The 24966-nt window shown below is 34.9% G+C and carries 29 protein-coding genes and 1 pseudogene; 3 read left to right on the forward strand and 27 right to left on the reverse strand.

What is annotated here, in order from left to right:
- Positions 1-78: 78 nt before the first annotated feature.
- The 14 genes from UMR38_04355 to rpiB all read right to left on the reverse strand — a co-directional run bounded on the left by UMR38_04355 (position 79) and on the right by rpiB (position 9368).
- On the reverse strand, positions 79-624 hold the full coding sequence (locus tag UMR38_04355; GenBank protein MEC9485086.1) for a biotin transporter BioY: 546 nt from the start codon (positions 622-624) through the stop codon (positions 79-81).
- Positions 614-1306 carry a biotin--[acetyl-CoA-carboxylase] ligase gene (locus UMR38_04360; GenBank protein MEC9485087.1) on the reverse strand — a complete coding sequence of 231 codons (693 nt, stop codon included), beginning with the start codon at positions 1304-1306 and terminating at the stop codon, positions 614-616. Before UMR38_04360 ends, UMR38_04355 begins: the two co-directional genes overlap by 11 nt.
- Positions 1307-1429: 123 nt before the next feature.
- Positions 1430-1819 carry an ATP synthase F1 subunit epsilon gene (gene atpC, locus UMR38_04365; GenBank protein MEC9485088.1) on the reverse strand — a complete coding sequence of 130 codons (390 nt, stop codon included), beginning with the start codon at positions 1817-1819 and terminating at the stop codon, positions 1430-1432.
- An 8-nt stretch (positions 1820-1827) separates the two neighbouring features.
- The gene (atpD, locus tag UMR38_04370; protein ID MEC9485089.1) at positions 1828-3237 is read right to left on the reverse strand and encodes a F0F1 ATP synthase subunit beta; all 1410 of its coding nucleotides are present in this window, start codon (positions 3235-3237) and stop codon (positions 1828-1830) included.
- A 12-nt stretch (positions 3238-3249) separates the two neighbouring features.
- Positions 3250-4140: an ATP synthase F1 subunit gamma gene (gene atpG / locus UMR38_04375; GenBank protein MEC9485090.1), complete on the reverse strand. Its 891-nt coding sequence runs from the start codon at positions 4138-4140 to the stop codon at positions 3250-3252.
- A gap of 12 nt (positions 4141-4152) precedes the next feature.
- A complete protein-coding gene (atpA, locus tag UMR38_04380; GenBank protein ID MEC9485091.1) occupies positions 4153-5661 on the reverse strand; it encodes a F0F1 ATP synthase subunit alpha in 1509 nt (502 codons plus the stop codon).
- A 12-nt stretch (positions 5662-5673) separates the two neighbouring features.
- Entirely contained in the window at positions 5674-6189 is a 516-nt protein-coding gene (atpH, locus tag UMR38_04385; protein ID MEC9485092.1) for an ATP synthase F1 subunit delta, read from the reverse strand.
- Positions 6186-6710, reverse strand: a complete 525-nt coding sequence (gene atpF / locus UMR38_04390) for a F0F1 ATP synthase subunit B (protein MEC9485093.1) — start codon at positions 6708-6710, stop codon at positions 6186-6188. The genes atpH and atpF overlap by 4 nt, the downstream gene beginning before the upstream one ends.
- A gap of 31 nt (positions 6711-6741) precedes the next feature.
- Positions 6742-7008: an ATP synthase F0 subunit C gene (atpE, locus tag UMR38_04395; GenBank protein MEC9485094.1), complete on the reverse strand. Its 267-nt coding sequence runs from the start codon at positions 7006-7008 to the stop codon at positions 6742-6744.
- Positions 7009-7067: 59 nt separating this feature from the next.
- Positions 7068-7718 (reverse strand): FoF1 ATP synthase subunit a, encoded by a 651-nt coding sequence (locus tag UMR38_04400; protein MEC9485095.1) that lies wholly within the window; start codon positions 7716-7718, stop codon positions 7068-7070.
- Positions 7711-8085, reverse strand: coding sequence for an ATP synthase subunit I (locus tag UMR38_04405; protein ID MEC9485096.1), 375 nt, complete (start codon positions 8083-8085; stop codon positions 7711-7713). The genes UMR38_04400 and UMR38_04405 overlap by 8 nt, the downstream gene beginning before the upstream one ends.
- Positions 8078-8296: an AtpZ/AtpI family protein gene (locus tag UMR38_04410; GenBank protein ID MEC9485097.1), complete on the reverse strand. Its 219-nt coding sequence runs from the start codon at positions 8294-8296 to the stop codon at positions 8078-8080. Before UMR38_04410 ends, UMR38_04405 begins: the two co-directional genes overlap by 8 nt.
- Positions 8296-8922, reverse strand: coding sequence for a uracil phosphoribosyltransferase (gene upp, locus UMR38_04415; protein MEC9485098.1), 627 nt, complete (start codon positions 8920-8922; stop codon positions 8296-8298). The genes UMR38_04410 and upp overlap by 1 nt, the downstream gene beginning before the upstream one ends.
- A gap of 5 nt (positions 8923-8927) precedes the next feature.
- On the reverse strand, positions 8928-9368 hold the full coding sequence (gene rpiB, locus UMR38_04420) for a ribose 5-phosphate isomerase B (GenBank protein MEC9485099.1): 441 nt from the start codon (positions 9366-9368) through the stop codon (positions 8928-8930).
- A gap of 354 nt (positions 9369-9722) precedes the next feature.
- Here rpiB and UMR38_04425 point away from each other — a divergent pair, with 354 nt between their 5' ends.
- From UMR38_04425 to UMR38_04435, 3 genes and pseudogenes are all read left to right on the forward strand, one after another.
- A complete protein-coding gene (locus tag UMR38_04425) occupies positions 9723-11444 on the forward strand; it encodes an ABC transporter ATP-binding protein (protein MEC9485100.1) in 1722 nt (573 codons plus the stop codon).
- Positions 11445-11527: 83 nt separating this feature from the next.
- Entirely contained in the window at positions 11528-12406 is an 879-nt protein-coding gene (locus UMR38_04430; protein ID MEC9485101.1) for a hypothetical protein, read from the forward strand.
- Between the two features lie 189 nt (positions 12407-12595).
- Positions 12596-13878, forward strand: a pseudogene (locus UMR38_04435) (MATE family efflux transporter).
- Positions 13879-13919: 41 nt separating this feature from the next.
- Here the strand turns inward: UMR38_04435 and UMR38_04440 are convergent.
- The 13 genes from UMR38_04440 to lepB form a co-directional block, all read right to left on the reverse strand.
- Complete coding sequence (locus tag UMR38_04440) at positions 13920-14099, reverse strand: PLDc N-terminal domain-containing protein (GenBank protein MEC9485102.1); 180 nt, start codon at positions 14097-14099, stop codon at positions 13920-13922.
- Between the two features lie 29 nt (positions 14100-14128).
- A complete protein-coding gene (locus UMR38_04445; GenBank protein MEC9485103.1) occupies positions 14129-15418 on the reverse strand; it encodes a cation:proton antiporter in 1290 nt (429 codons plus the stop codon).
- 110 nt (positions 15419-15528) lie between these two features.
- A complete protein-coding gene (locus UMR38_04450; protein ID MEC9485104.1) occupies positions 15529-16176 on the reverse strand; it encodes a class I SAM-dependent methyltransferase in 648 nt (215 codons plus the stop codon).
- A complete protein-coding gene (locus tag UMR38_04455) occupies positions 16166-16606 on the reverse strand; it encodes a hypothetical protein (protein ID MEC9485105.1) in 441 nt (146 codons plus the stop codon). Before UMR38_04455 ends, UMR38_04450 begins: the two co-directional genes overlap by 11 nt.
- 97 nt (positions 16607-16703) lie before the next feature.
- Positions 16704-17732 (reverse strand): hypothetical protein, encoded by a 1029-nt coding sequence (locus UMR38_04460; GenBank protein ID MEC9485106.1) that lies wholly within the window; start codon positions 17730-17732, stop codon positions 16704-16706.
- 65 nt (positions 17733-17797) lie between these two features.
- Positions 17798-18418, reverse strand: coding sequence for a cyclase family protein (locus UMR38_04465; protein ID MEC9485107.1), 621 nt, complete (start codon positions 18416-18418; stop codon positions 17798-17800).
- Positions 18415-19053 carry an HAD family phosphatase gene (locus UMR38_04470; protein ID MEC9485108.1) on the reverse strand — a complete coding sequence of 213 codons (639 nt, stop codon included), beginning with the start codon at positions 19051-19053 and terminating at the stop codon, positions 18415-18417. Before UMR38_04470 ends, UMR38_04465 begins: the two co-directional genes overlap by 4 nt.
- A gap of 115 nt (positions 19054-19168) precedes the next feature.
- Positions 19169-20242, reverse strand: coding sequence for a GMP reductase (locus UMR38_04475; GenBank protein ID MEC9485109.1), 1074 nt, complete (start codon positions 20240-20242; stop codon positions 19169-19171).
- 26 nt (positions 20243-20268) lie between these two features.
- Positions 20269-21633 carry an amino acid permease gene (locus tag UMR38_04480; GenBank protein MEC9485110.1) on the reverse strand — a complete coding sequence of 455 codons (1365 nt, stop codon included), beginning with the start codon at positions 21631-21633 and terminating at the stop codon, positions 20269-20271.
- A 97-nt stretch (positions 21634-21730) separates the two neighbouring features.
- Complete coding sequence (locus UMR38_04485; GenBank protein ID MEC9485111.1) at positions 21731-22522, reverse strand: methyltransferase domain-containing protein; 792 nt, start codon at positions 22520-22522, stop codon at positions 21731-21733.
- 139 nt (positions 22523-22661) lie between these two features.
- On the reverse strand, positions 22662-23282 hold the full coding sequence (locus tag UMR38_04490) for a ribonuclease HII (GenBank protein ID MEC9485112.1): 621 nt from the start codon (positions 23280-23282) through the stop codon (positions 22662-22664).
- Positions 23269-24129 (reverse strand): ribosome biogenesis GTPase YlqF, encoded by an 861-nt coding sequence (gene ylqF / locus UMR38_04495; GenBank protein ID MEC9485113.1) that lies wholly within the window; start codon positions 24127-24129, stop codon positions 23269-23271. Before ylqF ends, UMR38_04490 begins: the two co-directional genes overlap by 14 nt.
- A 5-nt stretch (positions 24130-24134) precedes the next feature.
- Positions 24135-24962 carry a signal peptidase I gene (gene lepB / locus UMR38_04500; GenBank protein ID MEC9485114.1) on the reverse strand — a complete coding sequence of 276 codons (828 nt, stop codon included), beginning with the start codon at positions 24960-24962 and terminating at the stop codon, positions 24135-24137.
- Positions 24963-24966 lie beyond the last annotated feature (4 nt).

Raw genomic sequence — 24966 nt, forward strand, 5'->3', positions numbered from 1 at the left:
TTCTAAATTATATCCTATTTTATCCAAAAAAAAAGGACTTGTCAAATCCTTTTGAAGTTCAAAGCATCAATTTTATTTTCATATTGATTCTCGCTCATATGTTACGTCTGAACGTATGCGCACATATGCATACAATGAGACACATATTTTCAAAATATCGCCAGGAACATACAAGTAGAATGCCTTTATAACAAGCCAATATCTTACATTTGATACAAAAGTTAAATATGCGGCTCCACTCATATATATAATTGCGTTGGCAATAAGTAAAATGACGAAAACACTTACATAATTTTTATTTATAAAATTTATGTTTTTCATTTTAGCAATAAAAAAAGCGGCTATAATAAACCCAATTAGAAATCCTAAACTTTTACTTAAAACCACGCCTAGTCCACCAGTAAAACCACTAAAAATAGGGAGTCCAATAGTCCCTAATAAAACATACACACTCATACTAAGAAATGCCTTTTTGGGTGACAATAATAATCCCGCTAAGATGACAAACAACGTTTGTAAGGTGATTGGTGGTAAACTCCCTAATGGAATGACAATCCCTGCCGTTGCCGCCATTAAAGCGGGAAAAATCGCGATTTCCGTTAAATCTTTTGTTTTACTTGTCATAATACAACTCCTCTAATGTAATGTCATCCATTGATACCAATCTGAATGTATCATCAAATGAAATTTGTAATAACCCTTTACGGGTAATTTTTGTAATCGTTGCTTTGTGACCTTGAAACTTTATTTCTTTACCAATAACATACGAATGAGCAATATACTGTTGATATAAGTGCTCTTCTTCTTTGTGCATAATATCATTACAGTTTTTGACAAAAGCATATAAAATATCTAGTGGATCAAAATTATATCCTGTTTCAAATTTAATACTTGTTGCTTTGGCTTCAAGGGTTTCAAACTGCTCTTCTCTTACATTCAACCCAATACCAATAATCATAAATCCCTTTTTCGCTTCAATCAAAATACCAGCAATTTTTCTTCCTCTTACCATAATATCATTTGGATATTTAATCTTAGCCTCAAGACCAAACTCAGCTAGTGCTTGAACCAAGACGGTACTAGCCCGCATGACATAGGAAAAATTACAGTCATAATCTCTTTCTAATAACAAGCTAAAAAATAGATTTCCTTCATTACTAATCCACTCTTTACCACGTCTACCCTTACCAGCTATTTGTCTCTTGGCTGTAACAATTGTCCCCGGTTCCAACTTGTCAAGGTGGTTTTTGACATACTCATTTGTACTGTCTAAAGAATTGAAAAATAAAATATCTTGACCAATCACTGGTCCCACCTCCTTCTGCCCATAGTCTAATTCTTTTTACTTTGTATGTCAAATAAAATCAATTAATAATCACCTTACTTGTCTTTAAAAAAAGCAAGTAACAATGCGTTACTTGCTTATAAACTATTTTCCTGCTTTTGCTTTTTTAATGTTTTTCTTGAGTTCTCGCTCTGCCTTAGCAAAGTCAAAATTACGCTTTCTATTTTCTTCAAGGCGTTCTTCACGGACGGTATTTAAATGGTCCATCGCACTTTCTTTACTCATACCAACATGCGCTTCTTGTGCACTAACGTTCACAATATTATTGTTGTGTTCAACAACACCATTAATAATCACGGTGAATAATGCTTTGTCGTCGCGTACCATTTTGACATAGCCTTTATCAATTGATGAAATGATGGGAATATGATCTTTTAAAATCGCAAACTCACCATTCATCTGTGATGAGACAACAACATAATCAACATTTTCGTTATACAGTTCACCACTTGGGGTTACGACATTGACTTTCATATTTTCACCTACTTCATAGATTCAGCTTTTTTGACAGCATCTTCAATACTTCCGACTAAACGAAAGGCTTCTTCAGGTAAGTGATCATACTCACCTTCTAAAAGTGCTTTAAATCCTTTAATGGTATCTTCAACAGAAACGTATGTTCCTGGTTGACCTGTAAATTGTTCTGCAACGTGGAAGTTTTGACTTAAGAATAATCGTATACGTCTTGCACGATGCACAACTAATTTATCTTCTTCACTTAATTCATCCATACCTAAGATAGCAATAATATCAAGTAACTCGTTATAGCGTTGAATTGTTCTTTGAACTTCTCGTGCAACATCGTAATGTTCTTGACCAACAATCTCAGGCGCTAGGGCACGTGAGGTCGACGCAAGAGGATCCACCGCTGGATAAATACCTTCCTCACTAATTTTACGTGACAAGTTAGTTGTCGCATCTAAGTGCGTAAAGGTTGTTGCTGGGGCTGGATCTGTATAGTCGTCCGCAGGCACATAGACCGCTTGAATTGATGTAATTGATCCTTCTTTCGTTGAGGTAATACGCTCTTGTAATTTCCCCATTTCAGTTGCTAAAGTCGGTTGATATCCAACCGCACTTGGCATCCGACCAAGTAACGCTGATACTTCTGAACCAGCTTGGGTAAAACGGAAAATATTATCAATAAATAGAAGAACATCTTGCTTTTCACGGTCACGGAAATGTTCAGCCATCGTTAATCCCGTTAATCCAACACGCATTCTTGCACCAGGGGGTTCATTCATTTGACCAAACACCATTGAAGTTTTTTTGATAACACCCGAATCTGTCATTTCATGATATAAGTCGTTTCCTTCACGTGTACGTTCGCCAACACCGGCAAATACACTAATACCACCATGTTCCTGTGCTATATTATTAATCAATTCCTGAATCAGTACCGTTTTTCCTACACCAGCACCACCAAAGAGTCCGATCTTACCCCCTTTGATATAAGGCGCGAGTAAATCAACAACTTTTATACCCGTTTCAAGAATTTCGACGTCACTACTTAATTCATCTAATTTAGGGGCAGGACGATGAATTGGATCTCGTTGAATATCTTTTGATAGTTCCCCTTTTCCATCAATTTCATTTCCAAGTACATTGAAAATACGTCCTAATGTTTCTTTCCCTACAGGGACACTAATTGGCGCTTTGGTATCCACTACTTCCATTCCTCGAACAATCCCATCTGTTGAATCCATGGCAATTGTACGAACAACATTATCACCAAGGTGAAGTGATACTTCAAGTGTCAAATCAATGGCAACATTATGATTATCCTCTGCATCTACTTGAATCGTTAATGCATGGTTAATTTCTGGTAACTCTTCTTCAAATTTAACGTCAATGACAGGTCCCATAACCTGTGTGACTTTACCTTTGTTCATCAAATTCCTCCTCTAGCTAACAGCATTGGCGCCACCAATGATATCAGTTAGCTCAATTGTAATTGCGGCCTGACGAGCACGGTTATAATGTAATTGAAGGTCTTGAATTAACTCTTCTGCATTATCAGTTGCACTCTTCATCGCAGTCATCCGTGATGCATGTTCACTTGCTTTGGCATCTAAAATAATGCCATATAGTGTGTTTTCAACATACATCGGTACTAAATGATTGATAATTTCTTGTGGATTAGGTTCATATGCGTAAATATCATTTAGTGTGGATTGTGGTTCTTCTTTATCCTCGTCTTGATCATCTTCATTTTGTGTAACAGGTAATATATCAAATGATTCAACTTGTTGTGTTATGGTATTAATAAAATGGTTATAGTAGACAACAACTTTGTCAACTTTACCGCTTAAAAAAGCAGTCATAAACAGATCTGTAATTTCTCTAAAATCAATGAACTGAATGTCATCTCTTACATTGATTGGTTTATCATTTAACAGTTGGTATCCTTCTCTTTTGGCAAAACCCATCGCTTTATGGCCGATCGGTGCAACAATAAATTCATTATCGCTTTGATGGTGTTCTTTAACGTGCGCTTTAAACGCTTTAAACACACTTGAGTTATAAGGACCTGCTAACCCACGATCACTTGAGACAATGACATAACATGTGACTTCAATATCATGCTTAATAAGCATTGGATGCGAGACATCTTCAGATGTCTCTAACACATTATCAATCATTTCCTGGAGTCGATACATTAATGGTTGATAATCTTTCATAAGCTTTTCAGCTTTTTTCAATTTACTGGCACTTACCATATGCATCGCTTTGGTAATCTGTGATGTCTTTTTGGTTGCGTTAATTCTTGATTTTATTTCTCGCATTGATGCCATAATAACACCACCTTATACAAAAACTTTTTTGAAACGTTCTAACACATCATCGAGTGTATCAGTATCTGGTAGTTTTTTCGTTTCAACAATTTGTTTCAACAATTTACTACCCTCATCATCTTGTTCAAAATACTCATGGAGTTCTGTTTCAAAACGATCAATGTCATCAATTTTAATATCATCTAAATAGCCATTTGTCAAAGCGTAAATACTTAAGACTTGTTTTTCTACCGGTAGCGTTTCATGTAATCCCTGTTTTAATATCTCAACAGTTCGTTTACCGCGCTCTAGACGTGCTTTTGTAGCGTCATCTAAATCACTACCAAATTGCGTAAATGCTTCTAACTCACGGTATGAAGCAAGGTCCAACCGGAGTGTTCCTGAGACTTTCTTAATTGCTTTGATTTGCGCTGCACCACCAACACGAGATACCGATAAACCGGCATTAATCGCAGGGCGTACGCCACTGTAAAATAGGTCACTTTGCAAGAATATTTGACCATCTGTAATACTAATAACATTGGTTGGAATGTAAGCACTAATGTCGCCAGCTTGTGTTTCAATAATTGGTAAGGCTGTTAAACTTCCCCCACCTAAGTCATCATTTAACTTCGCAGCACGCTCTAGCAATCTTGAATGAAGGTAGAATACATCACCAGGGAATGCTTCACGTCCTGGTGGGCGGCGAAGTAACAAACTCAATTCGCGATAAGCTGTCGCATGTTTACTTAAATCATCATAGACAACAAGAACATCTTTACCCTCAAACATAAACTCTTCTCCCATTGTAACACCTGCATATGGCGCTAAATAAAGAAGTGGAGATGGTTGTGACGCACTCGCATTAACGATGATTGAATAATCCATCGCACCATGTTGTTTTAATGTCTCATGGACACTCGCAACAGTACTTTCTTTTTGACCGACAGCAACATAAATACAAATGACATCCTTACCTTTTTGGTTAATAATAGTATCCACCGCAATCGATGTTTTCCCTGTTTGACGGTCACCAATAATTAACTCTCGTTGTCCACGACCGATAGGGACTAAAGCATCAAGTACTTTAATTCCTGTTTGAAGTGGCTCATCAACACTTTTACGGCTCATTACACCGGTTGCTTTTTGTTCAATAGGACGCGTTTTAGCGGTTTCTATTTGACCTAAACCATCAATAGAATTACCGAGCGGATCAACCACTCGTCCAATTAAGGCTTCGCCTACAGGCACCTCTAAAATCCGTCCTGTCGTCTTGACTTCATCGCCTTCTTTGATGGCGGTACTTTCATCAAGAAGAATCGCACCTACATGATCACTTTCTAAGTTTAAAACCATGCCCATCACATCATTTGGAAAAGCAAGTAATTCTCCACTCATTGCTTGATCCAAACCATGAATTAATGCAATCCCATCACCGACACTAATTACAGTTCCTACGTTATCTGTTTTAATGTCAAAACTATATTTCTTTATTTGTTCTTTAATCAGCGAACTAATTTCTGCTGGATTAATTTTACTCATGATTCCACCTCGCTATTTCTTTAAGTTAGCTTTTAGGCTGTGTAAATAATTATTGATAGTATCATCAAGTATATATCCTTCATACTCAATTCTTAGTCCACCAACAATTGATTCATCAACAACATTTTTAAGCGATATATCTCGATTTGTTTTTTGCTTAAGATCTTTAATAACACGATCTTTTTCTGTATCTGATAAGTTCTTTCTCGAATAGACCGTTACCTCTAACAACTTATTCTGCTTATCTAGAATCGTTTTATACTCATCTTTAATGTTATTCAATTCATTTAGCCGATTATTATCGATCAACACAAACAAAAAATGACGAAAAAGTTCATCTTCACTCATTTTTGCAATAACTGTTTTTTTATCTTCTTTAGGCACATTTGGATGTGTCAAGAAAATATGACTATCACGATCAATTTGTGTTAATACAGTATCAAAAAGGGGATAAATATTATCAGCTTTTTTGGCTTCATTTGCAAGAGAAAACAAAGCTTCTGCATATTGAAACCCAAGTAAACTCATGATTTCATGACCTCACTTGTAGCTTTTTCTATCCACTTTTTATGTTGTGTTTCATCAATCTCTTTTTCGATGATTTTTTCTGCCATCAACGTTGCAACACTCACAATTTCATCATTAATTTCTGCTTTTGCTTTTTCAACCATACTGTCCACTTCTTTATGGGCATTATTAATAATTGTTTTCGCATCATTCTTAGCTTCCGAAATGATTTCTTTGCGCTTTTCTTCACCACGTTCTTTGGCTTGGTTGTATTTTTCGCTAGCCGATTCTTTGATTAAAATCAATTCTTCTTCAGCTTGCTTTTTTAAATCTTCTGATGCATTTTTATTCGCAACAGCTTTTTCATAATTTTCTGACATTTCTTTACGGCGATCTTCTAAATACGCCGTAACTTTTTCCCAGAAAAAGTATTTAACAACCAAAAACAAAATCACCGTTGAGATAATCTGAATCGCCATTTCTTCAAATGAAACCCCTAAGGCTTCATTCACAAAAAGCGAAATTTTTTCAGCAAACCCCATGATTTTGCCTCCTAATAAAGCGTATTTTTAATTATAATGTTAATCCGTTTGCAAAAATTAATAAGATTGCAACAAGTAATCCGTATAAACCAGTTGTTTCCGCTAATGCTTGACCGGTAATCATAACGGTACGAATACTGCCAACAGCTTCAGGTTGACGTCCGATAGCTTCTACAGCTTTACCTGCAGCATATCCTTGTCCAATCCCTGGCCCAATTCCTGTTAATACAGCGATACCTGCTCCTAAGAATGCCATACCTGCTGCGAAAAACTCTGTAAAAATTGAAACATATTCCATTGCTATTTCCTCCTAAATTTTTTTATATTTTATATATTATCTGAAAACTCAGTTAATAACTATTCTTCTACTGCCATACTGATAAAAATGGTCAGTAACATATAATACACATATGCCTGGACAACACCAAAGAAGATATTGAATACGGCATGTAAGAATGGTCCAAGAATTATACCAGCCCATCCTAATATTGCATAAATAAATAGCGCGATAATACTACCACTGATTAAGTTCCCAAATAAACGTAAGCCCATCGCAAATGGTGTTGACATTTCTCCAATAATATTAATCGGTGTAAACGCCCAATGTGGACTAGCTATATCTTTAGCGCGTTGCTTTGGTTTCTTAATAAATAGTGCTGAAAACTGAATCGATAGAAAGGCAAAAATACTGAAACTTAATGCCACACTAATATTAGATAATGGAGCTGTTAACCCTAGAAGTCCTGCTGTGTTCGCAAGCGACAAATACAGTAGAATAGTAAACAATAAGGGGGTGAATTTTCGCCAATACGTTGGGAAAAAATCCTTTTGTGAAGTATTAATACTATCAACTAATTTTACCACTACTAATGTAAATCCTGTTGGCACTTGATCTGTCTTTAAACGTGACACCTTAATTCCTTGAAATACCAAAATCACCATCATTAATAATGTGATGATTAATGATGCCTTAATCCCGCCTGATAATCCCACATAAAACTCAAGCATTTTGCTCACCTCGATCAGTTATAAAATAGAGTATATAAAAAACAATTTTAAATGAAAATAATCCGATAGCAGTCACAATGATATTCAAATTGGGATGTACTGCTGCTGTAATCAGAATGATTGCATAAAATAGATATCTAAAGGCGTAATTCTTGATAGCCATACGTTGAGCTCCTTGTTTATCTTGAGCTAGTACTTTTTTTGAACTTTTATATAACATACTCATCGTAAACAGCATTGTAATTGAACCTAAGGCATAAGATAATGCCCAGATTGGTTGATTTACCAACCAAAGCACAATACTGATGATGAATGTTAATCCCCACATAACAGGGAATGTTACTAAGAAAGGGTCACGTTTATCCATCGTTATCCTCCAAATCATTTGCCCGTTTAATCAGTCGTAAAATACCTGCAACAATTGCAATTAATGCGAGTAATATTGTAAATAACGGACTACTATCAAAGCGTGTATCTAAGAATCGTCCAATAAAGAACAATCCCCCAATCAATACAACCATCTCAAACGCAAAAGCACTCACTAAAGCAATGAGTCTAGCTGTATCTTTTTCCTTCATTATTTTGTGCCAAATAATCTGTCGCCACAATCTCCAAGTCCTGGAACGATGTAGCCAACATCATTTAATTTCTCATCCAATGCAGCTAAATAGATATCAACATCTGGATGATCTTGATTAAGTTTTTCAACACCTTCAGGTGCCCCAACTAATCCTACAAATCGAATATCTTTAGCCCCACGTTTTTTTACAGCATCAATAGCTGCAGAGGCACTTCCTCCAGTTGCTAACATCGGATCAACAACCAAGACAGTCCCATCAACAATTTCTGCAGGGAATTTCGCATAATATTCATGTGGTTGTAATGTTGTTTCATCGCGATACATACCAACATGACCAACTTTGGCTGTTGGAATAATCATTTGAATACCATCAACCATCCCTAAACCAGCACGTAAAATTGGTACAATAATAACATCTTTACTTAATTGTTTTGCAATCGTTTTTTGAATTGGCGTTTCTATTTCAACATCTTTCGTTGCTAAATCTCTTGTAATTTCATACGTAATCAATCCCCCAATTTCATTTACGTTCTCGCGGAAACGTTTTGTATTGGTTGACTTATCACGAATGATTGACATTTTATGATCAATTAATGGGTGATTCAATACCGTTACTTTTGCCATCGTCATCACTCCCAATAATTGTTAATTTTATTAACACGTCGTTCATGGCGTTCAACACCACTAAACTCTGTATTTACCCATACATCAACAATTTTCAATGCAAGGTCTTTACCAATTATGCGGCCACCCATAGTTAACACATTACTATCATTATGTAATCTGGTTGCTTCTGCGGTAAATACATCATGAACAAGCGCTGCACGAATACCTTTAATTTTATTCGCCATAATAGACATACCGATACCTGTACCACAAACTAAAATACCGCGATCAAACTTTTTATCGCGAACACCCTCTGCGACTTTAACAGCATAGTCATTATAGTCAACACTGTCCTGTGTTTCAGGCCCCATATCTGTCACATCAAAGCCTTTCTCTTTTAAAAACTTTTTGATGGCTTCTTTCAGCTCAAAACCACCATGATCTGCACCTAATGCAATTTTCATTTTTCAAAACACCTCACTGTTTGTTTTGTCTCACCTATAATATATCATTACAATTATATCAAAACATGTGAATAAAACAACCTTTTTATGAAACAATTTCATGATTATTCGACCTTGAAAATGTGTTATCGAAAATGTGTTACCGAAAATCGTTTCGACTATCGAACTATTCAATAAACTAACGCTCAAATGCATGCTGCATTTACCATTCTACAACTTATAAAGAATTATAATTAAGAGCTACGTGTCGTTGAATAACACCGTATTATAATCAATTAAAAGTGTTTTTATTCACCATATTTATTGTAACACATTTTAATAAATTATGTTATAATTAGTTTTGAGGTGTTTTAGATGTTAAAGAAATTTATTGACTACTATAAAAACCATCAATTGTTATTTTATTTAGATACATTAGCCGCCACAATTATGAGTGGGTTGAATCTTATATTTCCTGTCATTGTTAAAAATTTCATTGATGACTATATCCCTAATGAAAGATTGAACTTAATTTTTACTTTTGGGGCTATTTTATTTTTGCTTTATTTGGTTCGCATGGGCTGTAACTACTTTGTGAATTATTATGGCCACGTTATGGGAACACGAATTGAACGAGATATGCGGATTGACCTCTTTAAGAAGATTCAAACATTAGATTCCGATTACTTTGATGAACATAAAACAGGTAGTATTATGACCTATATTGTTGGCCATTTACGAGATATATCCGAAATGAGCCACCATACACCAGAAAATTTATTTGTTTCATTAATCATGATAGTAGGTAGTTTTATCATTTTGATTAACATCCATGCACCATTTACATTAATCGTCTTCTTCTTCATTGTCTTACTCGTCATTTTTAGTGCAATGCGCCGTAAAAAGATGTTGAATGCTTCAAGAAAAACTCGTACAACACATGAATCAATTAACTCTGAAATTGAAAACTCTCTAGGAGGTATTCGTTTAACAAAAGCATTTACGAATGAGGACTTCGAAATGCAAAAATTCACCCGTGTTACCAATCAATACCAAGAATCTTATGATCACTTTTATAAACAAATGGGGATATTCTCAAGTGGCACGAATTGGTTCATTGATTTACTCTATATTGCAGTGTTAGTTTTCGGTGGTTACTTTGTATACTTAGGACAAATAACGGTTGGACAGTATACCCAATATTTTCTATACTTAGCGTATCTAATCCAACCGATTAGAACATTAATTATGACAATTGAACAGGTTCAAAAAGGTTGGAGTGGCTATGAGAAGTTTTACAAAATACTTCAAATCGAGCCCAAAATTGTTAATCCTGATCATCCTGTATTCTTGAAGGACCCACAAGGAAAAATAGAATTTGATAATGTGGATTTCACCTATCAAAGAAACCGTACTCACGTTTTAAAGAATTTCAATTTAACTGTTAAGCCTGGTCAGAAAGTTGCCTTAGTAGGTGAAACAGGTGTGGGTAAAAGCACGATATCAAAACTGATTCCACGTTTTTATGATGTTGAAAAAGGTACTGTAAAAGTTGATGATGTTAATGTAAAAGATTACGACATATACTCATTGCGTTCAAACATAGGACACGTACAACAAGATGTTTATATATTCTTTGGTAGTATTAAAGATAACATACTATATGGTCGACCAGAAGCAACTTATGAAGATGTTGTTACTGCGGCAAAACAAGCAAATATTCATGACTTCATCATGTCATTAGAAGATGGTTATGAGACACTTGTTGGCGAACGTGGTGTCAAACTATCGGGTGGACAAAAACAACGGGTGAGCATTGCTCGAGTATTCTTAAAGAACCCCCCTATACTCATTTTAGATGAAGCAACATCCTCACTCGATACAATCACAGAACGACTCATACAATCAGCTCTAGACAAACTAAGTAAAGGTCGAACAACCCTAGTGATTGCACATAGACTATCAACCATTTCTAATTCTGATGAGATTCTTGTCTTAAGTCAAAATGGTATTAGTGAAAGAGGCACTCATCAAGAACTGATTCAAGCAGATGGATATTATGCATCACTTTATAAAGCAAGCATAAACCAAGTTTAAGAGATGGCAACATCTCTTTTTTTGTCGTATTGATTTCTTTTATACGGTTTTTACATTATAATAATTATAAAGAGGTGAGTAATGTGGCAAAATTTGATTTATTAGAAGCTGCCCTTGTTGGTAGTGCTAGTGCTTTAGGATATAACTGGATCTATGATCGTGAGTTGCTTAATTCCATAAAGGATGATAAACAACTTCTATTCGCACCAATTGACCATGAACTGTATAAGCAAGCAAAACATGCGTTTGATGTTTATCCAAATTACAGTGTTGGTGATGTTGATTTTATGGCAGAAATGATGCTTGTCTTACATCGTTATTTAATGAACACCGACATCCCTACACCAAAAGGGTTCTTTAAAGCAGTGTATGAACATATCAGCGATAACGGACCTTATGATGGGTATATTGAAGGGTATGGAAAAGATCTTATTAAACGCTATGAAGATAATGATATAACTCTGCCAACCCCCTACATTGATAAACAGCTTATAGGACCAGCAATTTACTTGGTGATTCATGAGCATTTCAAAGAAGATAGAATTAAAACTGGCCTTCGTTATGCTCATGTATTTACAAGTTATAAACATACGAAACATTTCATGCTACTGTTTAAACAGTTACTAAATGATTTAGACAATGGCATATCTATGAAAGAAACTTTACAGCAAAACATTAAGAATGCACCCGCTTCATATCAACCTTCTTTAACAAAAGCTTTAACAGATATTGATATTGATTCTTTTATAAAAGAATATAGTGGCGTAGCTTGCGGTCTTGACCAGGCTGTCCCTTTAATCTTCTACATCTTAGCACATAATGATACGACAGCAGCTGCCTTAAAACAGAATATTATTTTAGGAGGCGCAAGTTGTGCAAGAGGTATCTTTATAAGTGCCTTAATGAATAAAGTAGACCCGCTTAAAACAAAGTACAAAAAGAACCTTAAAATTACGCTGTAAGGCGTAATTTTTATATGCTCTTAAACTCATACAAGCATTAACGTTTTCATCCACTCAAAACACGTTTAATAAGAAATAGGAGGTGTTCCTGTGGCAAGTGATTTAACGAAAGGACGTTTGACAGACCATTTCAAAAATATTAGTATTCCAGCATCTGTTGGTTTTCTATTTAATACATTTTATAATGTTGTGGACACCTTTTATGCTGGGCGTTTAGGAACTGAGTCTTTAGCTGGTCTCACCATTAGTTTTCCTATTTTTTTTTGCTTCTTTCTATCAGCAACGGATTAGGAAATGGAACAGCCGCATTGTGTGCAGTCGAGAAGGGGAAAGATAATCAAAAACAGTTTCATCTCATCGCTAAAAACGCGCTGTTTCTAGCCATTATATTTGGACTTTTTATCCCTTTATTGTCGCCACTATATATAGATGGTTTATTTGCCTTAACACGGGCTGAACAATCGGTTATTAATATTGGTATTACCTATACTCAAACCATCTTAGTTGGTATAATATTCTTCATGATTAACAGTACCTTTTATGGCATTTTAAAGGCTCAAGGTATCACTAAACCCTACCGAAACTTCTTAATTATAGGATTCTTACTGAATGTCCTTCTAGATCCATTATTTATGTTCGGATGGTTATTCATACCAGAACTTGGTGTTAGGGGTGTCGCGATTGCGACAATCCTTATTCAAGCAATGGGGAATATCTATTTAGGATATCATGTGCTTCAATCTGGCTATGTTAAAATTGAGTATATTCAACCTATTAAGATTAAACTTGAAGCGATTAAAGATATTTTAGATCAAGGAATTCCTGCATCATTAAACAGCGCGACCATTGCGATTGGTGTCTTTATCATTAATTACTATGTCATTAAGTATGCTGGGTCAAGTACCTTAGCTGGCTATGGTATTGCTGTTAGGATTGAACAAATTGCTCTAATTCCAGCACTCGGACTTAATGTTGCTGTATTATCTATTGTTGGACAAAACTATGGTGCAGAGCAACTTGAAAGAATTAAAAAAACCCGTAAAAAAGCCACACTCTACGGGGTTATTATTATGCTAATTGGTACTGCTGTGATTGTACCATTGGCGCCATTCCTAATACAAATTTTTGATAATTCTAATGATGTTGTAAATGCGGGGAAAACTTATTTACGGATTGAAGCTATAGCCTTTACAACATATGTCTTCATCAATGTCAACAACTCCACCATCCAAGGTATAAAAAAACCGCGTTTTGCGATTATCCTTGGTGTTTATAGACAAATACTACCGTTTGGACTGTTTTATTTGCTTGGTACTACTTTTGGTCTTGGTATTTATGGTGTCTGGTGGGGTATCGTTATCATTAACTGGTCTGCTGTCTTGTTATCACACACCTACACAACATATCGGCTTAACCATATCTCATATGACCGTAAAGATGCACAACCGTTTACTGCTGCAATGGCTAAGTAGACGGTTTTTTTTTAAAAGAAAAAAAGACTCATTAAAGTCCTTTATCCTAAAACTTTCTTTTCAATAATCCAATATAAAATAACACCAATCAATGGAAAGAAAATCACAATTAAAGCCCAAATGATTTTGTTTAAATTCTTTGGATTAGGTCCTGTAAATAAAACGTAGAGCGTGTAAATAACCAAAATAAAGTGAAGCAATCCCAATAATCCTTCAAACATTAGTCGACCTCCTTATTTATATCTCTATTTTAAAAGCGTAATAAATCAAGTGATGTCTGATCATGATCGTGAATTTCACCGGCTTTTTCGAATGCTTTTTTAACAATTATTTCACCAATAAGTTTATATACAATAACTGCAGATAAGACAACGGTGAATATTGTTTGACCGATGATCTCATATTGAATGTTTCCTGTTTCTTGAGCAATTTGAACAAAACGTAACTCAGCGAGAATTGCCATGTCTAATGCGACGCCACCTTGTGGAATCATCATTAGCCCTAAAAACTTCTTCGCTTTTGTATTTTCTTTAACAGCATAAGTAGCCATCATCGTTCCAAAAACCTTACCAAATATCCGTGCAAATAGGTAAATTATAGTTAATATTCCAATAACATCCATTTGTTGAATGCGTAAATCCGCCCCTGACATAGTGAAGAACACCAGCAATAATGGGAGTAAAATAGTATCTGTATTATTTTTGATTTTATTAATAATTTCTGGGTTAAAGAAATTTGTTATTACAATCCCCATTACGAGAGGAATTAAGATGTCAGACATATTGACTAATTCACTAATACCTACTGAAATCATGATTGATACAACTATGATTAACTCAAGTGACATGTTAGTTGAATGGCGTAAATATTTAATGACTAATGATGTGAAATATCCTAAAAGTAATCCGATAAAGACAGACATCGCGATATCAAATAATGGTTGTTGGATTAGTTCCATAAATGTAATAACTTCCCCTTCATGCCCTGCTAAGAATATCGCAAACGGTAAAATCAATGTAAAGACAATAATGCCAACAATATCATCAAGCGCTACTACTGGAGGAATTAATTCAGATAATGTCCCTTGTGTTTGATAGCTTCGCATACATGCAATAATTGGTGCAGGTGTTGTAACGGTTGCGATTGATGCTAATATAAGGGCATATACAATATTGTGTGTACTAGCTAGAAAATAAACAAATGCAAAGACAACAGCAAATGTAAATAATGCTTGAATTATCGTGATTAAAATAACTTCTAATCCTTTATTTTTTAATATTAACCCTTTTACTTCCATGCCGATATTAAACCCAATGAATCCCATGGCTAGTATTTTCACAAGTTTTAGATCCGTTATAAAGTCTCCTGAAATAAGACCAATTGCGTTTGGTCCAAATAGAATTCCTGCAAAGATATAACCTGTTACTTTTGGTAATTTAAATCTATGAAAAATAATTCCACCCATAAGACCAATAATAATTAATAGGCTTAAATTAAGAAAAAAACTTGAGCCATAATCAGTTGCTAATAAATAAAACATATACATCATCCAATTCTAAAAATGTTATGTCGATATATTCTTTCTTTTATTTTAGCACGAACAAGCTAAATATTCTAATATTTTATAATTGATTAGAAATCAAACACTCTTTACCCATTCTTTTTTAATACAATTACATTTTTATTATTGTGTTTTAAAATCTCTAACCCGGTCGTTTTAGCAATATATTGAAAGGTTTCAATTGTATAAAAACTTATGTGTGTATTATCTCTACGATACCACCATGATAAAAAGTCTTCCCGATCATACTTATTAAAACTTGTCATTACAAACAAATACCCTCCTGGCTTTAACAAAGATTTCAAATGTTCAAACTCTTCTATCGGGTGAGCAAAATGTTCAGCTACCTCAGTTGTAGTTATAAAATCAAAGGCCTTTGTTTGATACGTCATATCCGGATGGTAAAAAGGGTCATAGTGCATCATATCGTACCCCTTCCTTTTAAGGAGTTCGTATAATACAGGTCCTGGTCCCGAACCGAATTCAAGCCCTTTTTTGAGACCTTCAACAGGTTCTATAAATGCCTCTATAAATGACTCAAACATATTTACATATCCTGTAGATTCAAAAGTGTTTTGGTGTTGATCATAGGTTGCCTTTTCATTTTTTTCATTGACCTGATACTGTGTTTGCTTATAAATGAACCCGCAATTATCACACACATCATAATATAGTGATAGTTGAGGGTCATATAGCGGCGTGGTCTTCATATGACAAATTTGACATTTATGACTCATGTTTATCACTTTTTCCTGTCCAGACTTTTTCTTTAAGTTCTGTCAGAATATGATTAATCTCTTGATCAATCATAACTTTGGGTGAGTTATCATCTGAAGTATCATCATTCTCAACAATTAATACCTTACTATCCTCTTTTAATGTATGGGTGTGATACACCCCTTTTTTTATGTTATAAATCTTATGAGGTTCCATATCAATAGCGTTAATATTGGCAATTCTGCCATCTTTCTTATCGCCCAAAAACAAGATACACTTACCACTTAACAAGATGAATGTTTCATCTGTTTCTAAGTGGGCTTGAAAATTATCAATCTGCATTGTTTCTAATTCATCGATATAATTTAACATGGCAACTCGCCAATTATTATAGGCTACTAATGGTTTATAACCTGGCTCATTAAAATCTATTATTTCTATTCTTTTCATTATTGCCTCCAATCCGCTATTGATTATAACACACTTTGTATAATTAATCACAAAAAAAGTGCCTTATAATGGGCACTTTCATTATTTTTATATGATGTTAAGCTGTTGTAGTTTCTTCTGTATCCTCGTCTTCCTCTTCCTCTTCATCATCGTCAGGATCTTCTTTTTCAATTTCTTTACGGTCTTTACCTTCTTCTTCAATTTCGTAAGTATAAATTGTTTCTCCTGCTTCATTTTCGCCAACAGTTATTTTAATTTCTCCTTCAACACCATCAACCTCATATTCAAGTTTATAAACGAGACCTTCATCTTCCATTTCACGTTTGAATTCGTATGATTTACCTTCTTCTACGATTTCAATTTTGTACTCGTCAGCCTCTTGTTTAATTTGGAGTTCAACGGCACTTTCAACACCATCAATGTTTTTAACAATGACAAACTCTGTTTCGACTTCTTCTTCATCACTTTCTGCCTTATAGGTGATTGTGATTGTATCAGTACCGTTTGTTGCGGTAAGCGTCATTTCTTTTTCAGTTTCTTCCTCATCTTCGTCATCTTCAGAGTCATCATCAGTATCTACTTCTTCATTTTCATCGTCTAACTCATCTTTGTCTTCGTTATCTATTTCTTCATTTTCATCGTCTAACTCATCTTTGTCTTCTAAGTTGTTGGTGGCAATGATATTATACTCAACGTCATCAACGATAAAGATTCCGGTAATGGCATCCGAATCAACATCTAAATTATAATAAAGAACATAAAAATCTTGATTAACTGTGATTGTCATTTTATGTTCATATTCAGCGCGGTCTGATGTTTCTTCAATGATACTTCCAAATTGATCTGCGCCATTAATGAATGCCATTAATTTATCAACGTAAACATTAATATTATCTAACTCATCTTCAACAACTGTCGTTTCCTGTTCTGATAAAAATGTAAGTTCAGAAGCTGTTGGGGTATCTATATCCCCTGTGTTCATGAATCCAGCACTTAAATATGATAGTGTTGCAATTGCTTCATCACTTGATAAAGGTTCTTTTAAAGTGGTTGTCTCAGTTCCTGAACATCCTACTAAAGTTATGGCTAATGCAAGTGTAACCAAAAATGCTAATAATTTTTTCATTTTAATTCAACTCCTTTTCACATATATACAAAGGTCATCCAGTTTTTTCTCCATTTTTGTTAAAATTAATCAATTATTTTAACAAATGCTCTAACAAATGCTCCTTCAGAAGCTATTTTAAGTGGCATAATATTAACCTCAAAATGAGTGAGCGATAATAGTTTGTCGGTATTCACTGCATTTTCAACAATTAAGATATCGTGTTTCAATAATTTTTTATGGATAGTAAAAGGGGCATAATCAGGGCTAAAACTATCTAAAATGATGGCTTTAACTTGTTGCTTGATTAAAAGTGATACAAACTTATCTGTAAGTACCGGATAGTCATTATAATAAGCATCATCACCAAAATCAACTTGTTTATTTGTATGGATAATAACAATAGAATGCATGGGAATTTTCAATGCATCACTATCCTCTAATTCAATTTGACTGGCGTTCGTAAAATCAAGTGCGACACCTTGAGCAATAAAGTGTTCTAGGGGATAGTCACTCATTAATTTCCCACCAGGAATCATATGACTTGGTGCATCCATATGGGTACCTACATGCATTGAGGTATCTAGTCTTGAATCAGCATATCCATCATTCTCTATTGTCTTATATGTTGTTAAAGAAAGCATATCATCAAAAGGCGACGTGCTAATTAAATCGGTAATCGTTCGTGTTAAATCGATTATCCTCATATCAGTTCACCTACTAAATCAGTTGTTATCTTAGGTACTACTGTGCATCTTTTGTGTTCAAAATCATCCAACTTATCTCTTTCAACACCAATGACACTTGCACCACTTTTAATACCTGCCTTAATCCCAGATAGGGAATCTTCAATAATCAGCGTTTCTTCTGGTTGACTCTCTAGTAAAGCCATTGCATGAAGATATAGATCTGGATATGGTTTATTTCTTAAGTTATTATCTTTTGTCCCTTCAATTACAAGATCAAAATAACCCAGTAGTCCTGCTTTGTCAAGCACTTCTTTGGCCATGGATGAGGCACTCACAACTGCAAGTTTAAGTTTTGATTGTTTTACATCTTTAATAAAATTCATTGTATCTTGATACACATCAACATGTTTATTAATACGTTCTTTATATACCTGACGTTTGGTTTGTGAAATTAATTCAATTATTTTCTTGTCATTTGAACCAATCACTGCGCTAATCGCTTGTTGATGGTTACGCGCCTGAACATGTTCATGATAGTTATTTTTCGTAATATCTATATCAGCTAACTTGAATGCTTCTTGCCAAGACTCAAAATGATACTTCTCAGTATTGGTTATCACACCATCCATATCAAATAAAATTGTTGTTATCATATTATCACCATTATTATTCTATCATAGAAACAAAGGACTTGACATACTTATGATTTATTATTCAGTGTCATTTTCTCTAAATATAAAAATGCAACCATAAAGGTTGCATTTAGTCTTATTCTTCAAACACGTCATTATATTGTTTTGTAACGCGAATAAATGTTGTACATTTGGATAATTGTTTTAATGTTGGTGCCCCAACATATGTGCATGTCGACCGTAATCCACCTAAGATATTTTTTACTGTACAATCCACATTGCCACGATATGGTAATCTAACTGTTCTCCCTTCACTACTTCTATATTCAGCCACACCACCATGATGTTTATCCATTGCAGTATCACTCGACATTCCGTAAAACTCAACATATTTTTTGGTTTCAGTCTTAAGTTGTTGTGTCTTTGGATCAACTTCTTTTGTTTGCATAACTTTTTCGATGATTGTCCCGCCACCTTCGTCATGACCAGCAAACATTCCGCCTAGCATTACAAAGTCTGCACCTGCACCAAATGCTTTGGCAATATCGCCGGGTGATGTACAGCCTCCATCAGCTATAATATGTGCGCCAAGTCCATGTGCTGCATCAGCGCACTCCATGATTGCACTGAGTTGTGGATAACCTACGCCCGTCTGAATACGTGTGGTACAAACACTACCCGGCCCGATCCCAACTTTAATTATGTCAGCGCCGCGTAAAATGAGTTCTTGTGTCATATCCGCAGTCACTACATTACCTGCGATAATGGTATAATGCGGGAAGTCTGTACGTACCTTTTCAACAAAGTCTCCAAACTTTTCTGAATAGCCATTGGCCACATCAATACAAATAAAGTAGAGTTCTGGATGTGCTTGTATAATTGCTTGCACTTTTTTATAGTCTCGTTTCGAAATACCCGTGCTAATCGCAACATAATCAGGATTAACATTAAAGCCTTTTAAATCATCTTCATCATATGTCTTTACGAGACAGGTAAAGAGTTGCCGTTTTTGTAACTCGTTGGCCATTTCTAATGTTCCAACACCATCCATATTGGCAGTCATAATTGGAATACCAGTCCATTCTTTATGGCTATGTTTAAAGGTGTATGTTCTCTTTAAACTGACTTCTTTACGACTTGATAAATTCGATCGCTTTGGTCGTATTAAGACATCCTTAAAATCTAGTTTTGTATCGCTTTCCATTCGCATGTTTAGCCTCCTTAGGCAATCGTTAATTATGAACTAACTCTATTTTTATAATACTCGATTCCGTAATAAATTGGAAGACCTAAGAGAATTAATCCTGTTCCGATTAATGACGATTGTAAATTCTCAACATATGTCGCAATCAATAATAAAACAGTAATAATCACTGCTAGAGCAGGTAAGAATGGATATCCCCAAACACGGTATGGTCGCTCTATATTTGGTCTTGTTTTGCGGAATATAAATAAACTAATAAAGATTAATGTATTGAATAATAATCCTCCAAATGCTACAAGTGAAATTAAATCATCTAGCCCGAACACAAGTAACAAAATAGCCATTGTTCCTGATCCAATAATTGCATAAACAGGCGTTTTGTAAGTTGAATCAACTTCTTTAAATTTGCTAAAGAACACACCGTCTATACTCATAGCATAATAAACACGTGGAAAAACAATTATTGCGCCGTTAAGAGCGCCTAAAACACTTAAAAGCATCGTTATCATGACTAAATACATACCAATGTTTCCTAATAATAAAAATCCAGCATTAATCCCTGTATAAATGTTACCACCTGAAATCATAGTTTCAAGTTCAGAGATAGACAAGACGCGGAATGTCGAAAACTGATACAACACATAAAGTAATGTCACAGAGCCTATTGAAATAATTAACGACAAGGGTAAATTACGTTCTGGATGTTTCACTTCTCCAGCAACATTATTAAGATTTGTCCAGCCCTCATATGCCCAAAATGTTGCGATGACGGCATACCCTACCAAAGTAAGAGATTCAAAAACACCTAATCCGGCAAAATCTAATTGAAGAGAGACGCTATTTGTCCCTAATAATAATCCTAAAATAACAATCAATAAAATAGGAATTGCTTTAATGACCAGAAATGCTTTTTGCACAAGCGTTCCTAACTTAATCCCAAAGTAATTTAGCACGGACAAACCAATAATAGCCACTATCGAAATAAGTGACATCACCAATGCACTCATTTGGATGCCATACAGTAATCCTAATATGTTGTTTAGAATTAAACTGAATGCAATAGCTAATGCTGCAATACTACCACTTGATGCTAAAGTAAAATTCATAAACCCACTTAAAAACGCTATTGGTTTACCGAATGCTTCACGTAAATAAACATAATAACCGCCAGCTTTAGGCATCATTGCGCCAAGTTCAGCATAAATCAAACCATACATCAAGGTAATTAAACCGCCTAATAACCACACAAATAAACTCGTTCCAGTTGAGTAATTTGTCCGTATTAAAACATATGACCCAATAAAAAAGATACCCGATCCTACCATGATACCTGTAAGAATTGATATCCCCCCGAATAACCCTATAGATCGCTTAAGTTCTTGCTTTTTTTTCTCCATAAATGAACTCCTTTTCTGTGATAGTCCTAGTATATCATAATTTTTATAAAATAACCTGTGTAAAACTAAAAAAAGAAACATTTTTGTCTCTTTTCCATCACATTGTTTTCCAATATTTACGTTTCCAACCATGTGAAGGTGATGGTCCCGACTCAAAGAACCGGTCATATTTAAACCCATTCTTAAGCAAAAATGAATGTACTTCATTATCTCGATCATCATTGCCAGGCATAAGGATAATCGTACCGCCAGGCTTAGTGATGCGTTCTAACTCATCCAATTCTTCTTCTGGCAAGTCTCCAAATACATGGCCCGTCACGGTTATATCAGAAAAATGATCATGAAATGGAATCTCTGTCAACAATCCATCGACAATATAAACATGGGTGAGTTCTAATGAAGGGGCTTTTTCTTTTAGATACGTTCTCAAATGGCCAATCGGTTCTACACCATAAGCATTTTTAGCGTTTGGTGTCATTCGGAAAAGTTGTGAACCAGTGCCACTTCCAATATCAACTATCGTTTTACCTTTGAAGTCGGTCAGTGATAATAATGCTTGATCATCCCAGTTGTTAAATGACAATTGATCGTAGATATTAAGATCTGTTACATAGATTATCCAATCTTCTAACGACTGAATAAATGCTGATTCAATGTCTTTTAGTGTTGTATTATCTGGGAGTATTTGATAGCTCGTTTCTAATTCTTTAAATGTTTTACATAATGATGGTGCTTTGTGTTTTAATATCCAAATTACATAGGGATAATGATGCAATCGTAGTCCTAAAGATTGTTGATCTTTATACTTAACCATCCACTTTAGTTGAATCGGTTCTAAAAGTATGACTACATGAAAATTATAATGACTTAAATCTATCCAACCTAACATGTTACCTCCTGATGTTTTTCAGGTCTAAATGAAATTACGTACGCCGTTCCTTTTTCATTTTGTATAGTTTCATTGTAATCGCCTCCAATTTTACTAAACTAGTTGTCTTTTTTCAATATAAAAAAAGCCCTATAAGGGCTTAAATATCTAACTTAATTTGACGATTAATCTGATCCTTGACAGGTTGATAGCTTCTTCTATGTAGTGGTGTCACACCAAATCTTTTTAAAGCCGCCATATGTTCTTTGGTAGGATAGCCTTTATGCCGGTCAAATCCATAATCAGGATAGGTGATAGCTTGATCAATCATATACCGATCACGACTCACTTTTGCGATAATACTTGCTGCCGCAATGCTTTCACTTAATGTGTCTCCTTTTATAATAGACTCACATATGATATCTTTTAAAGATAATGGCATGGCATCACTTAATACCACGTCTGGTCTTAATGATAATTGCGTAATCGCATCATTCATAGCTTTTTTGCTGGCTTGATAGATATTTATTTGATCTATTTCTTCGGGATATATAAAGACTGTTGCAATCGCTTTTGCATACCTATGAATTTCATCATATAGATGGTTACGTTTCTTTTCACTTAATTGCTTCGAATCATTTAAACCATCAATGGGATGATTCTCATCAAGGATAACAGCACTCGCAACAACTGGTCCTGCTAAAGGACCCCTTCCTGCTTCATCAGTACCAGCGATTAATCGATATCCTTGTTTAAGATATTTCGTTTCAAATTGTCTCAAAGTCAGTCACCTCATCCAAACATAAGCGACCAAATTTTAAATGTCTAAAATCATGTAAAAACAAACTATAAACACGATCATAATCAATTTCATTACCCCGCATGATACATCCGCGTGCCCTCCCGATATTATCAAGCACCTCAATGACATCATCACTTAACAAAATATCGTAATAATTCTTCAATGCCTCAGGATTGTGTTCTAGTAAATAATTTAAGCCATAGATCACCACATTATCAATGGGTAAAATACTATCTTTGATTGCTCCAATTAAAGCAAGTTTTAAGGCAATTGCTTCATCATCAAATTTGGGCCATAATATTCCTGGTGTATCCATAACTTCTAGTCCTTTTCTAACAGTAATAAACTGCGTTTGTCTAGTCACACCTGGTTTATCCCCTATCTTTAATTTCTTCTTACCCGCTAATTGATTGATGATAGTTGATTTTCCTACATTGGGAATACCTACTATCATTAGCCTTATAATGGGTTCATTAATGCCTCTTTCCTGCGCTTTTTTAATCATATCTTCTGTCACAGTATCAATGAGTGTATATAGTTTTTGTGTTGTTTTTTGATGTTGGGCATTAACAAAAATAGAGGGGATCCCCTCTTTTGCAAAATACATTTGCCACATATCTAAATGATATTGGTCCGCTAAATCTGCTTTATTCATGACAACAACACGTTGAGTGTTTTGACTAATATCAGGAATAATTGGATTCATTGATGATTTTGGTGCTCTTGCATCCACAAGTTCTAAGACCACATCAATTTGTTTCATCTTTTCTTTCAATTGGCGTTTGGTCTTGGCCATATGACCAGGATACCATTGTATTTGTTTCATAATTGTCACCTATTTAATAAATTATAGTCTTTAAACTGAAAAATGACTTTACCATAAATATTTGCTTCATCAACCACACCAAATGTTCTCGAATCAATGGAATACCCTGTTAGTGATTGAAGTGCGTGTCCATTGCGGTTGTCCCCTAATACAAAATAAGTATTTTCTTCAACGGTAAAACGGCATTCATTTTGTTGTGGTTGTAGACATGAGGTTACCACTTCGGTTTCGTCAATATAAGGTTCTTCTAATAATGTATCATTAATATAAACACGGCCTTCTTTAATCGTAACTGTCTCACCTGGTAAGCCAATAATGCGTTTAATTAAGTAGGGGTCATCAAGGGTGTCTTCATATAATATGACGACATCTCCCCGTTCATATTCATTGCTTAAATGCGAGAATATCACTGCCTCATCATCTGAGAATGATGGGGCCATAGAAGACCCACTGATAGGGGAAAAACTAAAGACAAACATATTGAGTACGGTAATTGAAAAGACTAAATAGGGAATAATCACCATATAGTCCAATGTGGTATGAAAGACTTTATATATACGATAGGGGACTGCTTTTTCTAAGTCATTTTCCTTAATTGTATGGTCATATAATAAGTACGTTACCGAGACAAAAACCGTTACTGCAAGTAACACATCGAATACCAATGTATGTGTTGGATTAAAATCTTGGTATGGATCAATCATTAATAAGATTCTATGAACTAAAATGATGAGTAATACGGCGGGTACTTTCAGCATTAACTCTCTTTGTATACTTGCGATGTGTGTTAACTGTATCTTTATTTGGTCATCATATTCTATCTGTGCGTTCATGATG

The organism is Candidatus Izemoplasma sp. (assembly GCA_036172455.1).
Taxonomy (GTDB): domain Bacteria; phylum Bacillota_I; class Bacilli_A; order Izemoplasmatales; family Izemoplasmataceae; genus JAIPGF01.